Source organism: Alteromonas genovensis (assembly GCF_010500895.1).
Classification (GTDB): domain Bacteria; phylum Pseudomonadota; class Gammaproteobacteria; order Enterobacterales; family Alteromonadaceae; genus Alteromonas; species Alteromonas genovensis.
The window spans coordinates 1-20,658 of the sequence record NZ_JAAAWO010000003.1; the positions used below are offsets into that span (position 1 = coordinate 1).

Here is a 20,658-nt window from a genome sequence, read left to right on the forward strand (position 1 = left end):
CAACGACCTCAAGGTATTCGAGTATGTGATGACCTGCCTTGATGAACTCAGTCGGCCCGACGCCGATATCGAGCAACTACTACCATGGCAATTTGCTAAGCGCTAGGTGAGATTGCCGGACGGATACGATTAACGTTCAAACTTACTATACCCGACGTCGCGATATTCGGCTTCAACGAACAAGCAGCAAGTTTGTTCAGGTGAAACGTGAAGTCACGAAGGTTGAATCCTACACCGAAGCAATGGGTGGCGACCTCCTCCTGAAATTGGGAAACGCTCAACTTAGCGTGCCAACCAATATTAACCCTCACTGGGTTGCTACTGTGATGAAGGCATTGGCCGAATGAAGATGTTCGTAGAGCCTGCCGACATTTACCTGTACATGGATATCGTCGACATCCGCAAATCGATTAATGGCTTAATTGTCGTGGTTGAGCAGGATATGAACCTGAAACCGTTTCGCGATGCGCTGTTCGTCTTCTGCAACAAAAAGCGCGATAAGGTCAAAATACTCTATTGGGATAAAACGGGCTTCGCACTCTGGTATAAACGCCTCGAAAAACATCGCTTTAAATGGCCTGTCGATGCGAACTTAAAACAGATGCATATGAGTGAACAGCAGCTACAATGGCTGTTATCGGGCTACGATGTCATAGGGCATCAGCCGTTGCACTACAACGCATCCGGCTTATAACCTGTGATCATAAGTAGCGATTAACGATCACGAAATAGTCTTAATAATGTAAGGTAATCAGCAGCTTAATACGGGATAATAGCGGTATGAACGAGAAAGAATACCAATCCCGCATCGCTGAACTTGAAGCTCTTCTTGAAGAGAAGAGCGCGCGGATTGCCTATTTAGAAGAACAGTTCCGTGTTGCCCAGCACAAGCAGTTCGGAAAAAGTACCGAAGGCCACCCTGGGCAAGGTGAGTTGTTTAACGAAGCGGAAGAACTGGTTGTTGAATCTGAAACAGCCGAAGAAACGATTAGCTATACCCGCAAAAAGCCCACACGTAAACCGCTACCTAAAGACCTGCCTCGTGAAGTTATCGTTCACGATATTAGCGACGAAGAAAAAATCTGTGGCTGTTGTGCGGGCGAATTACATCGCATTGGTGAAGATAAGTTAGAGAAGCTTCAGTTTATTCCTGCACAGGTTAAAGTGATAGAGCATGTTCGCCCTAAATATGCGTGCCGTACCTGTGAAAAGGACGGTATCAACAACACGATTAAAAAAGCGCCCGTACCTCACAGCGTGATTCCAAAAGGCTACGCAACGCCAAGCTTGTTAAGTCAAATCATCACCAGCAAATATCAGTATGGGTTACCGCTTTATCGACAAGAAGCGATGTTCAAACAGCACGGTATTGAATTAAGCCGTAAGACGATGGCGGACTGGATAATCCGCTGTGCTGAGTTGTTTAAACCGCTTTACGAGCAGCTTTATCAATACCTGTTAAAGCAACCTGTTATAACGGCAGATGAAACCACGCTAAAAGTGGTTGAGTTGAAAAAGCGAACAGCTATATGTGGTTGTACGCCAGTGGCGCTGATTCACCTAGCGGTAATATCACCGATACAGCGACATCCAATATCGTGTTGTACGACTACCACAATAGTCGGGCTGGGCAATGCGCAGTAGACTTCCTGCAAGGCTATAGCGGCTACCTGCAAGTGGATGGCTATCAAGGCTACGAGCAAACGCAAGCCACACTCATTGGTTGTTGGGCACATGCACGCCGTAAGTTTATCGAAGCCAAAAAAGGTGCAGGAAAGAAAGGCAGTGGCAAAGCAGATTGGGCGCTCAATCACATCCAAAAACTCTACCGCATCGAAACACAGCTAAAAGATAAAACGGTGGAAACGCGCTATCTCACCAGACAAGAAAAAAGCCTGCCGCTACTTAGTCAGCTTTATACTTGGCTAACCAAATCAGCACAACAAGTGTTACCCAAAACAAAACTGGGTGAGGCGATACAATACTGCTTGAACCAATGGGAAAAGCTGGCACGTTATACCCTTGATGGGCTACTGAGTATTGACAATAATCGCGCTGAGCGCGCGATTAAACCGTTCGTCATAGGCAGAAAAAACTGGCTGTTTAGCCAAACTGCCACAGGCGCAAACGCCAGTGCCGTGCTCTACAGTGTTATCGAAACTGCAAAAGCCAACGACCTCAATGTGTTCAAGTATGCGATGACTTGTCTTGATGAACTGAGCAAGCCTAACGTCGATGTTGAGCAACTGCTACCATGGCAGTTTGCTAAGCGCTAGGTGGAATTGCCGGACGCTTACCTTTAAAGAACATCGATTGCAGCTCTTTTAACTGACGAACTGTATGTGTAAAGAAGAAAATAAATGAAATTGTTACATACGCTGCTAGACCTACTAAGATGCTCGCAAATAATATTAATAGTTGGGCACCGAAATAATCTTCGAAAGAGGACTTCAGTAAAGCAACAATGGTAAACATTCCCAAAGCGCTTAAGAAAGAGGGTATTAACGAATAAAATAACTTTTTAATATCTATATAAATGTGCTTTCTTAGTATAGCCAACCTAATCGGGGTAGCTAAAAAATTCCCGATAACGAGACTATAAAGCATTACTGTAATACCGAACCAGATTGTGCAGCTAGCGATTATCACATTACAGAATATATTAACTAGCACTATATTAAACGCATCTTTTGTCTTAGCTTGCGAAATCAACAAATTCGGTATAAAGTTCGCAACCACCAATGGAAATATACTAAATGCAGAAATTGCCATATAAGTTGCGCTTTGTTCAAATTTCTCACCAAACGCTATCACAACAAAGGGGTCGGCAATTGCTGCCAGCCCCATAAAAATAGGTGTAATTATTGTCGAGGCAATTGTTACCAATTTAATAAATAAGCCCCCGATATCTGAATCTCTCCCAACTCTCGAAAAGCTAGGCACAATCATCGAATTAATCGAACTAGTAGTAACTTGATTTATCACATCCCCACCTTTATGAGCAGCTGCAAGAAGGGCGAAACTCACTGGGCCTAACGCAATCCCAGTCAAAAGGTTACTTGCTTTTTTACCTAAAAATCGCAAAACAACCATCCAGAATAGCGGAAGGCAAAATGTAATAAGCTCCTTAAAGTCATCTTTATTAATATTAAAAGAAGGCTTGTATTTAGAAACATAGAGTAAAAAGAGATATTGAAAAGCATTATTGGCGAGTTTTCCAAATATTAAAGCCCAAATTCCGTAGCCTATCTCAGCTAATATTATTATAATAAGCGCGGAAAAAACCGAAGCAGTGAGCTTTGCTAAGCCCATTTTCTTATTTTCAAACTCTCTTAATAGCTTTCCTGTGACAACAACTTGTAAGCTTGTGATTAAGGTAATTGGTGCTAGGCTTGCAATAACATAGGCAGCCAATTCTGAATATGTGTAATAAGCTATAGGCGCTCCGACAACTAATAATGCGCCAGAAACAGTCAATCCCATTAAGAATACGAAGGTCATCGTACTTGCGGCATACTTTGTTTCCCACTTTTCTCTTTGAACTAAATTTTGATTCACGCCCGCATTAACTAACGTATTAGCAAATTCAACAAAAAGAAAACAAAAGCCTGCTAGCCCAAACTCTTCTAATGTAAGTATTCTAGCCAAGTACGCATAAACAAAAAAATCTGTAAGATTAATGCCAGTACGCGTTAATGATATCCATATGCTACCTTTCGTAGCTTTTTTCTTAATAGACATTAATTTTGAGATCCATAATAAGATTCAGAACTGTAGTAAGATAACTTCGAATTTAAAGCTAAGGCAATTATTCTCTATTTGTTTCTTTACCAAGCTGTAATTTAATAAACTCTGAAACACTTGTATAAAATATTAAAAGTAACAGCCAAATTAATTTAAATTTGTGGCTAAAAGATATATCTGAACAATAGAGAGTTTTCTTGGTTCTTCCTAAAAGCATTTTTACTAGACCTACGCAAAACCTAAGCTTCCGTTTAGTTCCCCCAGTAGATAATTCTGCATCCCAAGTCCCACCGACCACTCGCTTACGCTTGATTAAAAGCTCTTTTTTATTTCGAGAGGGGTGAAGTACTTCAGCATCTTCACAGTAAACAACGCCTCCACCAGCCCTAACTACTCGCTGGCTAAATTCGACGTCGCCGCCAGATTTGAGCTTTTCGTTAAACCCTGTAAATTTATCGAGAAGGGCTTTAGAGCAAAAAAAGTTCGCTGTAATACATTTTCCTTTAACGGCATTTTCATCTTGTTTCATCGAAAAATTATTTTCGAAATCGAGAGCGCTTTGCTCTGTTAACTTATCATTAGCTGAAAAGAATGCGACTTTTCCAGCGATAATAGTGTCGCCTCTGTGCTCTGCCCATTTTGCCGATAAGCTTGACAGCCAGTTTGTTGATACTAAACAATCAGAATCCGTAAATGCTATAAAGTCCCCTCTGGCAACTTTAAGACCTGCATTTCTTGCAGCATAAGATCCAGGTTTGGCGCATTTAATTAGTTGCATTGTCGGTAGGGTGACTTTTTTTAGCCTGCTTGATAGGTAATCATAAGTTCCGTCAGAAGAGCAATTGTCGACAATAATAACCTCATAGTCTGAAGTTGGATGAGACAATGTTATTAGTTTGTCAATACATTGACCTACTCTATTTAAATCGTTGTACACAGGAACAATTATACTTATAGAGGGGAACCGTGATGGCATATCACTGTTTAAATTCATTTTATACTCACTTGAATAGTATCTTCGCCTTTTTCCCAATTATGGAGTTGCACCAATATTTTCTTAACAATTTTAACCTTACGCGTAATGTGAAAAATCATGGCTTAGGTTTTTAGTCAGAGTAAGTTACATAAAAGGTAGTTTTGTATCAAATATGATAAAAAGCTATACACTTCATTTGATATACACTATTCAAATATATAACCACCTCACTAATCAAACTTAAATTAACATTGGCTTTTTTAATACCTTCCTTCTAAGTGCTCTAAAAAAAAAACTTATCGTCGCTCTAACACCTGCAAGTTTTACTGACAAAAATAACCACTTTATTTTATTTCTTTTATGTTTTAGTGAAAAAAGCACTTGCTCACTCACACGCTTTTTAAACCAGTAATCGCCTAAAAACTCCTTGTGCTTGTATGCAGAAGCTAGCCTAGGATAAATATCTTTTGGGGATAGTTTACGTACTTTAGCTCCAATTCCATCTTCATTTTGAAAGCGATATAAAAACAGTGCTTCCGGAATGTTCTTAAAATCCATTCCTTCTGTGAATAACCTCACAAACATATCCCAGTCTTGTCCATTGGGTAGAGTTTCATCAAATTGCAGCTTTTCTACAACTTTCCTGCGGCAACTAAACCCAGACATTCCACAATATGTATTTCCTCTTACCAATGATGTTTTCGTTACTTCTACATCACTGTTAATAACAACAACATTTTCATTTCCTAGCTGCCTAAAACCAGTAACCACTGAATCAGCCCCATCTTGATACTGACGATAAATTTCACTTAAATAGTTAGGCAACCAAATATCGTCATCATCAAGGAAGGCAATGATTCCACCAGAACACTCACGAATACCAATGTTTCTAGCTCTGTTAGCGCCACTTCTTTCTTTCAAAAGAATATGTCTAGCATTTACCTTTTTTATTGTATCTAAAACTAGATTATATGAAATATCAGAGCAGTCATTGACTATAACGACTTCTTTTGGTTTGAATGTTTGCGCTGCTATACCTTCTAACGCTTCCTTTAAGAAAGCCGGTCGATTGCACGTAGTTATTACAACTGAAATGTCCAAATAGATTCCCTTCTAAGATCATGGAATAAATATATTAACTCACGTTATGATACCAAACTTTCAGCATGACCGAACGTTGTTGTGGCTATACTTCCCCAGTCATACTTATTTAAAAATTCTTCTCTATCTAGACTTAGGTTTAGACTCAGTAAGGTAGATAATTTGACTGAGAGCTCTTGAACATTGCCTACTCTGAAGTAGCTGTCGCTTGGTGCTTCTATGTCAATATTGGGTGAAATATCGCTCAACAACACATTACTACCAGCACTTATCGCCTCTAACGCTACAATTGGAAGACCCTCATGGTACGATGGTAAAACAAAAACCGAAGCATGCTGGTACAATGCTTTTAATTCGTCTCCTGAGCGCCTGCCGGCAAATATAATGTTTGCACTTGCAGAACGTTTTAAACTTTTCGAATAGTCATCTTCATGGTCTGCATCACCAACAATTACCAATTTTGGTGAAACATTAGATTGCTTGTAAGCTTCTACAAGGTCGTGAAAACCCTTTTCGGGAACTAGCCTACCAACAGTTAAAATATAACTATTTGCGCTAATATCTAAATCTTTTGGTAGGTAGTCGGGCGTTATTTTTCCTGTAAGCGTGGGTAGCATACCATTAGGTACAAAACTAATTTTATCTGAATGTTTGGGAAAGCTATGTTTAAGCTGTTCACTCAAGCTTCGCCCCACTACCAACACTCTATTTCCGTAGGTGATCCCCATCTTTTCGCCAAACCTTAGTACCTTTTTAGCGAATGGACTCCATTTTTGCCTGTCATAGTCCGCACCATGATGAGTAACCATTACCTTCATTCCAAGTAATCGTGCTAATGGCGTAAATAGTGCGGGTCCTATCGCATGCAAATGTACAATATCTGGTTTTACAAAAAGTCTGGCATAAATAATAGCGATGAAAGTATGCAAGAAAGTTTCTAACAATTTATGCCTTAACGCCCAAACACTAATAACTTCTACACCTTCATATTCAAATCGTTTTTGACTTACATAAGGCGAGCGCGCTAAAACCGTAACTTCTGCGCCTTGCCTTACCATTTTAGGGTAAAGCTGTTGGCAATGAGACTCTATCCCTCCCATAACATCTGGAATACCGCGTAGACCTATTGCGCATATCTTCATAAAACTAATCCGTTGTTAATAGTGCTAATTGACTTCTAAAACTGTACCGCGCTTTTGCTGGCGCGGTATTACCCAACGAAACGCCTATCAAAATTGCGAAAAATATTAGCCCTTCTATATTCCATAAAGGCATTGTTGCTAAATTCATTGTTAGAAAGCCAATCAAAGATAATGGCAAAATTTTTGACAAGCGTTTGTCTTGTACACCAGCAGTAATAATCAAAGAATACGAACATAGAAACAGAAATGACAGCAGCCCTATGTATCCATATTCATAAAAATAAGAAACAAAGGTGTTATGGGCGTAATGTTTGAAAACACCGTTCCACGCTTCTGGCCCATAGCCCACCAATTGCCTAAGTAAGTCTGAATTTGTAAGCGCATCTATATATTGGCTCCACAAATATACTCTTGAAGACATAATGTCTTTTTCCGCTTCAGTAAAATACGAAGGTGCTTTAAATATAAGGTCCAAATTCGACGCTAACATGCCAACGTCAGCAAATCTTTCTCTCATCGTAAAAGAAAGTGCCATAAATACAAAAATAAGAAACATAGCCACCACTGTAAGAACCGGGGCTTTTTGTGATGGCTTCAAACGCTGTTCAACCAGCGAATAGTAGAAAATTGCAGCAATGGGTAGAATTGTTAAAACCGCAGTCCGATAATTAACGAGTATAAGTAGTAGAGCCGCTAACGTAAAAAGTGAGGTTCTAAATTTAATAGCACTTCTTTCAGTTAATCCAAGCACAAATATAAAGCTAACGATTATCATAGAAAATGCAGCTTCATGATTATATCCACCAATATAGCTCGCTGATCCGTCATTTTCCGTAGCTTTTACTTCGCCAAGCAAAATTGACAATATCTGCATCATAACGGGCATAAAAAAGCACACTAATAGCTTTTTAAGAGTCTCATTGTGTCCTTGCGCTCTAACTGACAGAAATATTGCACCAGTTAAAACGAGGAAATAACACCATTTAACTAAAACATTAATGGTGCCTGGAATCTCCATGTTCACAAAACCACTTATAGCAATAGCCAAAAATAGAAAGTAGAAAGGAAGCAGTTTACGCAAAGTGAAAACTGTAAACGGCAAAAAGAAAAGCCCTAAACCAGCAACAGATATGCTCGAGAGCGCATTTATCGAAAAACCTGCTACAAGCGAGGGGTAGGTAATAGTGTGAAACGCGGACAAAAAGAATCGTAGCCATATAGCACAAATAGCGAAAGCCAGGTACTTGTTACAGTTCCCCGTTACAGTGCGATACACCATAATCAAACTTATAAGGCCAACGATTACCTTCAATCCTTCAAACATACTTATTTGCAAACCTCTTCGATAATGGCTATAACTTTGTGTTGGAAGGCATTGTAAGAGAATTGCTTTGCACAGCTTTTGCTTTTTGCGGCATAAGAAAGCCGAACAGTTTCATCACTGAATGAGCTTAACGCACTTGCAACGCCTTCAGCGTTATTCAACTCACATAGGATACCGTTTTTTTCCTCACTAGCACCAGAAACATAATAAGGGTATTGTTCAGCAATGATTTCAGCTGGGCCCGACTCACAATTGGTAGCAACTACCGGCTTATCTAAACACATAGCTTCCACTATGGCATTGGGGAACCCTTCTGCATTACTGGTTGAAACAAAGTATTCTGCCTTGGCAACGTAGGGGTAAGGGTTTGGTTTGAAACCTAAAAAATGCACCCTATCTGCAATGCCCAAAGTTTTAGCTAGCGCTTTAAGCATGGCCTCTTCTTCGCCCACACCCAGAATAACTAAGTCTTCAACAATATCGGCTTTGGCATAAGCGTTTAGCAACAGTGAAAAGTTTTTGTTTTTAACTAACCGCCCCACTCCAATAATGTATGGCGCTTTAGGAGTGTCGTTTACTGGTTCGCTTGCAAGTTCGTGAAGTTGAGCAATGTCATAAGGGTTATATAAAAGGGAAACTTTTGATTCTGGTACTGCATAGTTTTTAACTAAATCGGCTTTTACACCTTCAGATACCGCCACAACGCTATTTGCACGTTTGTACAAAAGCTTAACAAGAAGTCGACTGATAGCATCTTTCAAACCACCGGATAAGTGGCTGGTGGTATTTACTCGCTCACTTATAATGGCGCTATAGCCTAACGATTTAGCAAGGGCGACATTTAAAAAGTTACTCCGAGTTAAAAAGCTAAAACAATATGCTGGCTTAATTCTGTTTAAAAGCGGCTTTAACTGTTTATAGCCCTTAACTAAACTGCCCTGTGAATTGAGCACGGTTTTGGTCAAATACGATGGGCACGTTTGAGACTCCGGTAAACTATCTAACAGGATAAGGTGCACAGGGGTTTTATTCGCCGCAAAGTAATTCTCTAAGATGAAAAGAAGTTTCACCATTACTCTCTCAGCGCCGCCGCCCTCTAACGAATTTATAATAAATACAGCAGGGCGTGCTGATTGTTCCATGAAACATCCTTTTCTAGGTTAAATAACTACAAACCGCATTTATTCTAACAGTCTGTATATGAATTGGTAATAAAATTACCAATATCATGAAAAGCCTTTCAAACTTGAACTTCAGTAATTATAAAAAAATACTACTTAGCGCTTGTTGCATGTAAGTCAAATTATTAGTCCATACAACAGTACACAAATCGTGAATACACATATCGTGCCAGTAATTGATGCAGATAAATCTGTTCATTTTGTGTAAAGATCTTTCAAGTTCAGTACAACTTTGTAATGATAAGCGCTTAACCAAGAGCAAAAGTGTATATCAAAAGAATTACGCATTTTTGACATCAACTTTCGTTGCACAAAGTAAGTACGTTTTGCACCAAAAAGACTACACACTCAATGCTTTTATCCATTTAGATAAAACTAAACATCGCGTTTGTGGTGTGTTTAGTCGTGCGCTTCCTATTGTTGCTACGCTGTACTGTCTTAGCACTTTTCCTTCGTTAATTGCGCAGCAAGCCAATGTATTTACTTCTGATGTGTATAAGCGCATTAGCAATGTGTACGGTAAGGATGCATCACACACTGTTGCCGATTGGCGTCAGCTTATTAACGAGCTTCAATCTGAAGATTTAGATGAGAAGCTCTATTCAATAAATCGCTTTTTTAACAGATTCGATTTTGTTGATGACATTGTACATTGGAAAGAAAAAGATTACTGGGCAACGCCTATAGAACTTATAGGTACGGGTGCCGGCGATTGCGAAGATTACGTAATAGCAAAATACTTCTCTCTTATCGAGCTAGGAGTACCCGAAAATAAATTACGCCTTATGTATGTTACTGCTCTAGAGCTAGGTCAACCGCATATGGTGCTTGCCTTTTATGAAACTCCCACTTCTATACCTTTGGTGTTAGACAATATTAGTAGACGTATACTTCCTGCCAATAAACGTCGCGATCTTGCCCCTATTTATAGCTTTAACGGTAATGGGTTGTGGGCAGCAAAAGCAATGGGAACAGGAAAAAAACTAAGAAGCGGTGGCCCCATGAAAATGTGGGACGACATGGTAGAACGGCTAGATACCGTAATGAACGGAGATAAAAAATAACAATGAAATTATCTACCCAACTGAGCACTAGTTTGCTCGTGTTTTTAATATTTGTTTTTGCTGGATCGTTTGTTATTAACGTAAAGCTTACGCGAGAGTATGTTAATGAACAATTAGCTACCCATGCTCAAGATACGGCAACTTCGCTAGGGCTTTCCATCACCCCTTATTTAGCTGAGCCAAACGGTATGGCCATCGCTGAAACAATGGTTAATGCAATTTTCGACAGAGGTTTTTATCAGTACATAACAGTTACCGATATGAAAGGCAACATGCTGATTGAGCGCAGAAACCCAAACACCGTCAGCACGGTACCTAAATGGTTTACCGAGATAGTCAATGTGAACCCTCCTAGTGAGAAAACAGAGTTAAACGACGGTTGGACGCTTGCAGGAGAGCTGATGGTGCAAAGCCACCCAGGTCTTGCAAACGAAACACTCTGGGAAAGTGTAAAACAAAGCGCGTTTATGTTTTTTGCTGCCTTTGTTTTAGCCTATATTGTTCTAATTTTTATTATTAGTGCTATTACTAAGCCACTAAGTACCGTTGTCGCCAAAATTAATGATATTCAAAACCAAAAGTTCTCTCAGATAAATTATACCCCCTTTACTAAAGAACTGAGTTTTATCACTACCGCTGTAAACAAACTGTCACTCTCTGTTGAAGCAATGTTTAAAGAGCTCACTCAAAAAGTTGAGCATTTTAAAGCGCAAGCTTATGAAGATAGCCTAACCGGCTTTTCTAACAGAAGTGCTTTTACAAGGCATATGAATGCACTTCTAAGCAGTACCGTAAATAGTGACGAGGGTTATATTATTATTGCCCGACTAGCCCATTTAAATACGATCAATACCACGCTAGGTGCTCAAGAAGGTGATGTGTATGTATCTGAAGTAGCAGCTGCGTTAAGGAAGACGACTAACGATTTCCCTGAAAAATCCTTTCTATTTCGCGTTTCCGGCGCCGACTTTGTGATTATTACCGAAGCGATTTCACAGGATGAATGCGAACGACGGTTACAACTTTTAAGCGACACCTTTAGTAAGGCCACTCCGCTAAAAGATGGTTCCAAAGCCGTATGGATGGGCGTTACTAAATTTAATGATGAACAGTCTTTTTCACAGATAATGGAAAATGCAGACAGCGCGCTTATGGCTGCAACTAAGCAAGAAAGTGGATGGCAGTTTGCTTCTAAGCTTACTTTCATACACAGTAATACGGCGTGGCGTGAACGTTTAAATAATGTTTTAGAACTAAAATATGCCGACATCTTGATTCAACCCATTATGAACCTGCAAGATAACAGCCCGAGTTATTTTGAGGCCTTTGCTCGCTTTAAAGATAAAGACACCGGAAGCATTATTCCTATGTCGCAGCTTATTCCAGCATCTGAACGCCTTAATCTCATTCCCGAGGTTGATAAGTTGGTCGTAAGCTTAGTACTTCAAAAGCTTTCTGGAACACCTCGTAATATTGCCATTAATATTGCAAATGCTTCACTAGCGAACCAAAACTTTAGAGACTGGCTGGTTGATACGTTGGGGCAACACTCGGAACTATGTGAAAGATTGGTATTTGAAATAGAAGACTCCGCCCTAATTCACCACAAAGCACAGGCGATTAGTTTCGCGAAAGCACTGATTGGTATGAAATGTCGAGTAACTATTGAACACTTTGGTGACAATCTTGCATCACTTGCAGGGTTACGGGCCATTCAGCCTCACTTTGTAAAAATTTCTGGCAAGCTGACAAAGGGAATTCATACCGACAATGATAACTTGTTATTCGTAAGTAGCCTTTTAAGCGTCGCTCGTAGTTTGCATATTTCTGTTATTGCCGAGCTTGTTGAGAATGAAGCTGAATCGGTGGCACTATCGGCAGCCGATGTTCAGTTTCAGCAAGGTTACTATTTTGCCAAACCTACTTTATGGCGAATATGAAAAAGAAAATTAGCAGCAGGCTTAGTGCAATTCATGTACAATAATCAGCTAAGAACGTCAGTTTTTATCGACAGACAAAAATATTAAGGAGTTTTTATGCGAAACAGTGCTTTATTGTCTCTATTTGTGAGCGCACTTTTACTATTGTCGCCTATTTCGCATGCGCAAGAGTCTTCTGTCGCGCCTGGAACTAAGGTAAGAGGATTGCTTGTAAGCGAAGTGGAAGCTGGAAAAGAATTAAGTGCCGCTTCTAGCGAAGTGAGTAGTACCGTACTCAGTGAGGGATTGTATTTTGATGCTACAGGTCGCACGTATTTAGAACAAAACAGGTCGTCTTATGAAAGTATGGTTACCTTGTTGAATGAGAATGCGTCTGGATTTGAAATTACGATAGCGGGCCTAGAAACAATGCCTGAAATACCGGCTCAAGTTGTTACCATTGCCATGATCTTCTTTCCAGAGAGTGCGGATGAAATTTACAGCATTGCATCGCAAATGGGCATGCTGAGCGAAGATGATGCATTACTGGCAGCAATTAACGCGGGAATAGATCCAACGACTCTGACAGCCACTGCTGCAGGTGCGAATGGAAATGATTTTTCCCCTCTTGGTGTTGGTACGGGCGCAGCGGGCGCCGGTGGTGGCGACACTACTGTCTCAGCAAACTGATATAATTAAAGGTGTAATTGAGGCTAAGTAGTCGTTGATAAGTCAGCCCTTTCCGAAAACCGAAAAGTTTCTTTTCGGTTTTCTTTTATTCACGCTTTTTTGGTTGCCTCTTTCTCTGGGAGGAAACCGCCCGTGGGCATGGTCGTTAATGCAGGTGTCTTTTTTCCTGCAGGGGGCATTGCTTGTTCTTACTCAGCCACATTTTTTTCAAAGTTTGTATGCAAAATATAAGTGGTTCATTTTCCTTTGGCTTGGCTTTTTAGCCTGCCAGCTCATCAACACTATTCCACTTCCCCACGCGTTTATTGAATTTTTGCGACCTGAGAGACTTGCTGAGTTGGCTAATGCACCAAAAGGTAGTAAATGGATTGCGTTAAGCTTTGATGTTGGTCAAAGCCAAATTACCTTAATGAAATCTTTTGCCTACTGTGTATTATTTTTTCTTTCTCTATCCCTTATTAACTCACCTCAAAGACTTAAGTTTACGTTAATAACAATTAGCGCCGCAGGTATATGCCAAGGAATCTACGGAAGCTTAGAGGTGCTTTCTGGTATTAAGCAAAGCATTATATTTGAGTTACCAGTAACGCACATTGCCACAGGAAGCTTCGTTTATAAAAACCACTACGCCAACTACTTACTATTAACTTTAAGTGCGGCCATAGGCTACTTGATCGCAACTATGCATATTACTAAAACTGGAACAAAGAGAGAGCGCCTTAGAAGACTTATAAAGTTTTGGCTGAGCAACAAAGTTCTGTTTCGTATTGGCATTATTGTAATGGTATTAGCGTTGGTTATGTCTCGCTCTCGCATGGGGAATAGTGCATTCTTTTTCAGCATGACCCTAACCGCAACCTTGGGTTTGATATATTTTAAACCACGGCAAAAAAGTTATATTACTCTCTTTGTCAGCATGCTAATTATCGACATATTAATTGTAAGTAGTTTATTTGGCTTAAAGCAGGTTCAACAACGTTTAGAGCAAACCAGTTTCACTCAAGAAAGTAGAGATGAGGTTATTGCAGATGCTTTGCCTTTATTAGGTGAGCACCCATTGCTGGGTTTCGGTGGCGGAACTTTTTATACAATTTATCCACACGTTCAAAATCAAACTATTCAGCATTTTTACGACCATGCCCACAATGAATACCTACAGTTTAGCCTTGAGTTTGGGCTTGTTGGGGCACTACTGCTGGCCTTGCTGGTAATTTTATGTGCCAAAAGTAGCATAAGTGCAATTCGCCGGCGGAGGCACCCACTCCCAAGAGGTGTAGCATTTGCAAGTTTCATGGCAATTTTGGGAATGGCTCTGCATGCTACAGTAGATTTCCCGCTGCAGGCGTCGGCTAATGCAGCGTTATTTATAGTTCTCTTGTCATTAGGCGTTATTAGCAACACTATATCTATGCGCTTTCAACACAATAAAGTTTAATTGATACCAATGCAGCTTGTCTCATTGTTTACTGATAGCGTTATCATCTAAAGGATTTTTTGTGGTTCTTAAAATTAAACACCCAGTCGAAGAAGAGCCAAACGTACAGCACATGCTGGACCGAATGCCTAAAAAGGTAGCTCAGTCGTTTTCTAACGAACAACTTACTCATTTAAACACAGTGTTAGCAGGTAGACGCTGGGGGAGTCATAAGGTTGATTTGAGGGGCACTGTAGGCCTTTTCAAAAGCAGATACTATTTTGTATTGCTGGCAGGCAGAGACAAGCGCGATTTATCGAGAACTGAAATGCGCATGGGCAGGCTTGCCATGGCTGCAGCAGTAACTTTGTTTATAAGCACTTCGTTATTACTAGGGTTAGTTTTGCTTTATATTCTTAAAAGCTGGCTTGGCATAAACTTGTTTGAAGACTTTTCACTCGGGTTGTGGGATTTCTTGAAGTCTTTAAAGTAAATGTGAGTGCAGCGTTACCACTCGCCTGATACTTAACATCTAATACTTTAGAAAAAGTGCCGTAAGCGTTAACCGCCCTCAGAAACTAGCCATAACTAACGCAGTTTGAGATTTGCTTTCTTACTGGATAACTTGATGACTTGAGCCATCTACATACCGTTTTTTCTAACGAGTATTTCTCAATGCTCTGTAACACTCTCTCTCGGCTTAATGGATTTTGTAAACCACGATCTAAATGTTTTGCTAGCATGTCTTTTATTTTTACATAGTGAATGCTTTTAGCTTGAAACATACTGAGGCCAAATTCAGCTATAAAGCTATGCAGCAAGGCATCTTGAGGCCCAACTTTTTGAGCGTTAGCCAAATATGAATAAAATTCAGTATCTAGCTGGTTTAACTTCCATTTTGAGGAAGCAAGTCCAACCCAGCTTGCCGACCACTTGGGTCTTAAAATCAGGCTATTGTGATAACTTGCCATTGCGCTCTCTAAAAATTGGTTGCTTTCATTTTTTCTATCTATGAACGCCAACCACTCATACACTTGCCCACGCATTTGAAGGTAAAGTGCATTATTTGGGAAGTACTTTATTGCAGTTTCAATTTTCGTTAACGCTAAGTGTGCTTTATCTATGCTTGCTCTACTTGGCTGCTCTTGCCATTGCTCTACACTGTTTTTAACGTTGTAATATGCGTTTCCTGCAATAAAGAATTGCCCGCTCCAAAATACGCCCCAAAATAGCAAACCAATTAACGAGAACTTAATAATATTGATGGATAAGGCTTTATTATGCATGATTGACATTTATTACTTCGCTGAGCCAACGATGGCACCCGGCGTTTTTACAAACAGATGTTCTGCATAATCTTCGTCAAACTTGGATACTAACTCGAACGCCTCTTTCATATCGTTTGGACGTCTCAATGTGTCATGAGTATCGGAAGCGACAACGTGAAACGCCCTTTCTCTCAATAGAGTGGTTGCAAATTGTTGAATATTTTCGCCGAACCTACCCGTTAGCGCTCCGGCAGTGGCCTGAAATTTACAACCTAAACGCTGAAGCCATAGAAACTTGTGCTGCTCGCTTAATAATTCCCTATTTCTTTCTGGGTGAGCTATCAGTGGTTGAACATTGTTTTTAAGCAGCCATTTCACAAGTAAATCTAAGCCCTGTGGTAGATGACTATGAGGCATTTCAAGAAGGAGTATTCGCTTATCATCAAGCGTACCTAAAAATGGCAGCTCATTTTGTTTATGCCAGATTGGAATTAACTCATTTACCCGAACCTCTGCGGCAAATGAGAGAGTAATAGGAATATTGTGAAGAACCACATTTTGCTCAAACGTTTTGAAAGTGCTTTCAATAGATGCGTAGGTATTGTCGAAATACCCTTTATGCATGTGAGGTGTGCACACCATATGGGTAACGCCGTTATCCACGGCTTGCCTAGCCATTTCTAGGGCAATATCTAAAGACCTGGCACCATCGTCGATGCCAGGAAGTATATGACTATGAAGGTCTATCAAATAATACTGTTAGCTATTTTTATGACTGGTATATCCGTATTGGTCATAAAAACCTGCATACCTTTGTGCTACATCAGATTTGCGTAAGTCTACTTGATTTAGTACCACTCCATCAAGACGATGACCCACTTGTAAGAACCTTGATAGTCCTGTGTTGATCACTTTCTCGCTTGTGCTGTCGGCTCTCACAACGTAGATAACAGAGTCACAAGAGTTGGCAACTACCATAGAATCACTAACGGCCTGCGTTGGTGCTGTATCGATAACTACGTACCTGTATTGGGTTTTAAGCTCTTCTATAAGTGCTTCAAACCCTTTATCAGACAACAGCTCCTGTGGGTTTGACGGAATAGTGCCCGCAGAAAGAATGTCTATCTTCGACTCTTCATCTCTTATCAAACATTCTTCAAACGTATGAGTTTTCAAAATGAGATTAGCAACGCCTGGCTGGTAGTTAGGAACATTAAACTGCTTCCCAACAGTAGGGCGACGCAAATCAGCATCAATTAATATAGTCTTATCTAACTGCCCTAATGCAAAAGCTAAGTTTATCGAAACCGTAGTTTTACCTTCTTTTGGCACACTGGAGGTTACCATTATAGCCTGTTGCTCTTTGTCTAAATTGAGCAAAGATAAACTGGTACGCAATGTTCTAACCGACTCAGCAAATTGATGTTTCTTCCCATCAAAGAAAGAGCGTATCGGCAAATCTGTTTTTTTCTTGTGCGGCAGCCATGGAATAAGCCCCAACATTCGCTGGCCTAATTTTCGCTCTACATCTTCTACTGAGCGAATACCGCTATTAAGCGTTTCCATTACAATGGCTAAAAACACCCCAAAACCTATACTAAACACAAAAGCAGCACCAATAAGGAGCTTTTTGTTTGGCTTTGACGGTACGTAATTTGGCATAGCTGTATCGAGCACCCTCGCGTTCGCCGACTCAAAACCGCCTAACTCGTCAGTTTCTTTCAATCGCGTAAAGAAGGAGTTATAGAGCTGTTGGTTAATATCGACTTCTCGTTGCAAACCTTTACGCTGAGTGTCTAAAGTGGATAGAGCGCGATATTCTGACTTTGCTTTTTCAACTTCTTGTTGTAGTTGTTTTACGCGTTCTTCAGATACTTCATACTGCGTAGTAATACTTGTTATCAAATCGCTAATTTGGCTATTGAGGGTTTCTTTAACTGAGGAAAGTTCTGCGTTTGCCGCAATCATTTTAGGGTGCTTAGGGCCATACACTTTACTAAGCTCATTAACCCGAGTCATTGCCCGAGCCTCATCTCTGCGAACGCCTTGGATAGTAGGGTGATTGAGTACTTCGGGTAGTTTAGACACGTCATCAAGTGACGTATCATTACGAGTTTGGCGATAGATGACACCATTTAATTTTAACGCAGTTTGTGCATCTAACAGCTGGCTACTTAAGCGTTCTAATTCATCAGCAGCTAAGCCAACTACGCCGTCAATATTTACCACCTGATTTTGCTCATAGAATTTTTCAAGGTTACGCTCTGCAGCGTCTAATTTATCCTTTAGACCCTCTAGGCTCTCTGTCAAAAACGACGTAGCTTTCGCTGTCATATCAAGCTTAGCTTGTAAATAGTTTTCGATATAAACATCAGCAATAGTATTGGCTATTTCAGCAGAAAGCGTTGGAGATTCAGTTGTAACTGAAATTTCCATTACCTGAGTATTTTCTACCATGGATATCGTAACGGCTCTCATCAGGATTGAGACTGCCTTACGCTTTTTCCTAGCCAAAATTTCGGCTTCTGTAAGTACGACAGCCTCTTCTTGAGGAAGAAATGGTAAGAACTCTGATGCAAGGGATTTAAGGCTATCAATCATCCCTGGCCCTTCATCGGCGGGCATGAAGTCAGCGTTATTGTAAAGTGAAATACTTTCTACCGTTCGCTCTGCAATTTGACGAGAACGCAATATTTCATATTGCGTTTGCATATAGTCTTTGCGCTTTGTGTCTAAGCCATAAACTTCTTCTATTGAAACTATATTGGCTTTTTCAGACTCGACCAGAATAGTTGTGGCCGACGTGTACATTGGCGTCATACGTAATACTAATAGTGCTACCAGAACGGTGAAAGCAATTGCCAATGAAACAATTCTAAATGCGTAACGCTTTATAATTCCGAAATAATGAGCGATATCAATGGTTTCATCTTCGAACACATTATTATTCAGCTCTTCCCTGTTGTTAACTGCCATTTTTTATTCCCAAAAAACTACTCAATTAGAAAAAGCGTTGGTTTATAGTGATGATGTCACCAGGCTGTATCATGTCACTTACCGTAACTGTAAATTCGAAAGTTTGACCATCTTTTTCTCTTACAATAGTAATTTTGTCTCTAGCCGCTCTCTCGGTATAGCCTCCAGCGAGTGCCGCTGCTTTGTTGACCGACAGCCCTGGCTGATAAGGGTATCCCCCAGGCCTTTTCACTTCACCATCAATGAAAAAAGGGCGATACTCTATAATTGATACAGACACAGAAGGATTGATTAAGTAGTCACCCAATAATCCGTCGTAGATGAGTTGCTCTACTTCAGCAGCCGTCATTCCAACAAGCTTAATCTCACCTAGGAATGGATAGTTTATGGTACCCACATCTGGCAACCTTACTTCCATCGACAAATCGTCTTGTCCGAACACACTTATACTTACTCTGTCCCCTGAGCCAAGCTGATACTGGCTCATACTTAAATTACCTTGCTGCGCTGCCAATGAGGAACACATTAAAGCAAAAAAGATAAAAGAGAACATCGTTACTAAATGACGTTTCACAGCGTTACCTCAGCAGAAATTCCAACTACATTTCTATCGTACCCTATTAAAGCACGATTACTATCCCGGTCATCTAGTTGATAAAATAAAGAAAAACTCAACCAGCGTCTTGCATCATAATTTAGAGATGCAGAGTATCGCATTAGTTCATCATCTCGGTTAGCGACAACGCTATCTGTAAGCACATACTCATCGGTTAATTTAGATACTGTGAACGAACTGCTCAAACGCTGAAGCCACTCGTGGTTCCACGAAGCGGAATAGTCTCTACCCCGAATGAAGTTACCTTCACCATTGGTTTCGCGAGTATCTGCACTTGTTGTAAATCTGAATGTGGAATAAGACACTGGTTGCCATTCAACACCCACTTCCCAGTCTGTGCCGTAAAAGGTGTTTCTAGTCTCAGCTTTAAAATCTTTTTCTTTATACCCTACTTTCGCAAAACCCGTAGTTGCCGCAGTACTTTCCCAAGTTAAACCAACAAGCACACGTGTTTCATCACTGTCTCTTGTTGTAATACCTAATTGATTATCGTATCTAATAAAGGATTGAGTTACATCTAAGACAATATTGGTTGCAGACCCAACTCGGTAGGCCAATTCAGCGCCTACTCTATTTTTAGCGCGGTCGCGGATTAAATAAGCTTGCTCACTTCTATCGTAATCAAGTGTTTGTCTACCAGCCTTAAGGGTAATCATGCCGTCAGAGGTAACCGCACCATAAGAATAATCTGCTCCTATTGCAGTGCTTTTATACCTATCTGGAGTTGCAATATTATTCCCGAGCCCTAGTGAGAAACCAGTGCCCCGGTCTTCGTGACCATCTTCATATTGCGCTATAGCATTCACGCGATGACGACTGTTAAGTTCAAAATCGCCAGAGGCTTCAAGGAAATGATCAGTGTAGTCGTCAGCACTACTTGAAAAATAAACGCCGCGCTCAAGGCGATAGCCAATTTGCACTGGATTCCCGTCGAGTTCAGTTGCCGCTATAAGTTCAGGAGAGAATATTGACCGCCAACTATAGATTTCTGGTAAGTCATCACGTGCGTACGCAACGTTATCAACATAGCTTATTGAAGAATTTAGGATAGGAATAATATCAAACTGCCCTACTTCTATGCGGCCCGCTTCCTGCGCGTAAACATTCATTGGTACTGTGGCGCAAATCGCCGACACTACTGCTATGTTTCGTGTCCATTTCAACATTTCATTTCCTCTGATTTCGACTCAACTGATTCATTTTTGTGCAAAGCACGAATTTCGTTGCCTTTTAAAGCCGCAAA

General features: G+C 40.5%; 17 protein-coding genes and 1 pseudogene. 7 read left to right on the top strand and 11 right to left on the bottom strand.

What is annotated here, in order from left to right; genetic code table 11:
* Nucleotides 1-343 precede the first annotated feature (343 nt).
* Entirely contained in the window at nucleotides 344-694 is a 351-nt protein-coding gene (tnpB, locus tag GTQ48_RS05085) for an IS66 family insertion sequence element accessory protein TnpB (protein WP_163105469.1), read from the top strand.
* Between the two features lie 86 nt (nucleotides 695-780).
* Nucleotides 781-2,276: pseudogene (gene tnpC / locus GTQ48_RS05090) on the top strand (IS66 family transposase).
* Here tnpC and GTQ48_RS05095 read toward each other — a convergent pair.
* The 6 genes from GTQ48_RS05095 to GTQ48_RS05120 all read right to left on the bottom strand — a co-directional run bounded on the left by GTQ48_RS05095 (nucleotide 2,266) and on the right by GTQ48_RS05120 (nucleotide 9,429).
* On the bottom strand, nucleotides 2,266-3,741 hold the full coding sequence (locus tag GTQ48_RS05095; RefSeq protein ID WP_163105470.1) for an oligosaccharide flippase family protein: 1,476 nt from the start codon (nucleotides 3,739-3,741) through the stop codon (nucleotides 2,266-2,268). The pseudogene tnpC and the gene GTQ48_RS05095 overlap by 11 nt on opposite strands.
* A gap of 67 nt (nucleotides 3,742-3,808) precedes the next feature.
* Nucleotides 3,809-4,738: a glycosyltransferase family 2 protein gene (locus GTQ48_RS05100; RefSeq protein ID WP_163105471.1), complete on the bottom strand. Its 930-nt coding sequence runs from the start codon at nucleotides 4,736-4,738 to the stop codon at nucleotides 3,809-3,811.
* Nucleotides 4,739-4,960: 222 nt separating this feature from the next.
* Nucleotides 4,961-5,821 (bottom strand): glycosyltransferase family 2 protein, encoded by an 861-nt coding sequence (locus GTQ48_RS05105; protein WP_163105472.1) that lies wholly within the window; start codon nucleotides 5,819-5,821, stop codon nucleotides 4,961-4,963.
* A gap of 44 nt (nucleotides 5,822-5,865) precedes the next feature.
* The gene (locus GTQ48_RS05110; protein ID WP_163105473.1) at nucleotides 5,866-6,963 is read right to left on the bottom strand and encodes a glycosyltransferase family 4 protein; all 1,098 of its coding nucleotides are present in this window, start codon (nucleotides 6,961-6,963) and stop codon (nucleotides 5,866-5,868) included.
* Between the two features lie 4 nt (nucleotides 6,964-6,967).
* A complete protein-coding gene (locus GTQ48_RS05115; RefSeq protein ID WP_163105474.1) occupies nucleotides 6,968-8,287 on the bottom strand; it encodes an O-antigen ligase family protein in 1,320 nt (439 codons plus the stop codon).
* Between the two features lie 2 nt (nucleotides 8,288-8,289).
* On the bottom strand, nucleotides 8,290-9,429 hold the full coding sequence (locus GTQ48_RS05120) for a glycosyltransferase (RefSeq protein ID WP_163105475.1): 1,140 nt from the start codon (nucleotides 9,427-9,429) through the stop codon (nucleotides 8,290-8,292).
* 455 nt (nucleotides 9,430-9,884) lie between these two features.
* On the opposite strand from GTQ48_RS05120, the gene GTQ48_RS05125 reads away from it, so the two are divergent.
* From GTQ48_RS05125 to GTQ48_RS05145, 5 genes are all read left to right on the top strand, one after another.
* On the top strand, nucleotides 9,885-10,532 hold the full coding sequence (locus GTQ48_RS05125) for a transglutaminase-like cysteine peptidase (protein ID WP_420837595.1): 648 nt from the start codon (nucleotides 9,885-9,887) through the stop codon (nucleotides 10,530-10,532).
* Nucleotides 10,533-10,534: 2 nt separating this feature from the next.
* Nucleotides 10,535-12,472, top strand: coding sequence for a bifunctional diguanylate cyclase/phosphodiesterase (locus GTQ48_RS05130; protein ID WP_163105476.1), 1,938 nt, complete (start codon nucleotides 10,535-10,537; stop codon nucleotides 12,470-12,472).
* A gap of 96 nt (nucleotides 12,473-12,568) precedes the next feature.
* The gene (locus GTQ48_RS05135) at nucleotides 12,569-13,141 is read left to right on the top strand and encodes a hypothetical protein (RefSeq protein WP_163105477.1); all 573 of its coding nucleotides are present in this window, start codon (nucleotides 12,569-12,571) and stop codon (nucleotides 13,139-13,141) included.
* Between the two features lie 409 nt (nucleotides 13,142-13,550).
* On the top strand, nucleotides 13,551-14,576 hold the full coding sequence (locus GTQ48_RS05140; protein ID WP_239060007.1) for an O-antigen ligase family protein: 1,026 nt from the start codon (nucleotides 13,551-13,553) through the stop codon (nucleotides 14,574-14,576).
* A 61-nt stretch (nucleotides 14,577-14,637) separates the two neighbouring features.
* Nucleotides 14,638-15,048, top strand: coding sequence for a 3-phosphoshikimate 1-carboxyvinyltransferase (locus tag GTQ48_RS05145; RefSeq protein ID WP_163105478.1), 411 nt, complete (start codon nucleotides 14,638-14,640; stop codon nucleotides 15,046-15,048).
* An 85-nt stretch (nucleotides 15,049-15,133) separates the two neighbouring features.
* On the opposite strand, the gene GTQ48_RS05150 is transcribed toward GTQ48_RS05145, so the two are convergent.
* From GTQ48_RS05150 to GTQ48_RS05170, 5 genes are read right to left on the bottom strand one after another with little or no spacing between them, the layout of a single operon-like run.
* The gene (locus tag GTQ48_RS05150; protein ID WP_163105479.1) at nucleotides 15,134-15,850 is read right to left on the bottom strand and encodes a VpsP family polysaccharide biosynthesis protein; all 717 of its coding nucleotides are present in this window, start codon (nucleotides 15,848-15,850) and stop codon (nucleotides 15,134-15,136) included.
* Between the two features lie 3 nt (nucleotides 15,851-15,853).
* Nucleotides 15,854-16,573, bottom strand: a complete 720-nt coding sequence (locus tag GTQ48_RS05155; RefSeq protein ID WP_163105480.1) for a tyrosine-protein phosphatase — start codon at nucleotides 16,571-16,573, stop codon at nucleotides 15,854-15,856.
* A gap of 9 nt (nucleotides 16,574-16,582) precedes the next feature.
* Nucleotides 16,583-18,799 (bottom strand): GumC family protein, encoded by a 2,217-nt coding sequence (locus GTQ48_RS05160; RefSeq protein ID WP_163105481.1) that lies wholly within the window; start codon nucleotides 18,797-18,799, stop codon nucleotides 16,583-16,585.
* A 25-nt stretch (nucleotides 18,800-18,824) separates the two neighbouring features.
* Nucleotides 18,825-19,352: a polysaccharide biosynthesis/export family protein gene (locus tag GTQ48_RS05165; RefSeq protein ID WP_203565121.1), complete on the bottom strand. Its 528-nt coding sequence runs from the start codon at nucleotides 19,350-19,352 to the stop codon at nucleotides 18,825-18,827.
* Nucleotides 19,353-19,369: 17 nt separating this feature from the next.
* A complete protein-coding gene (locus GTQ48_RS05170) occupies nucleotides 19,370-20,581 on the bottom strand; it encodes an outer membrane beta-barrel protein (RefSeq protein ID WP_163105483.1) in 1,212 nt (403 codons plus the stop codon).
* Nucleotides 20,582-20,658 lie beyond the last annotated feature (77 nt).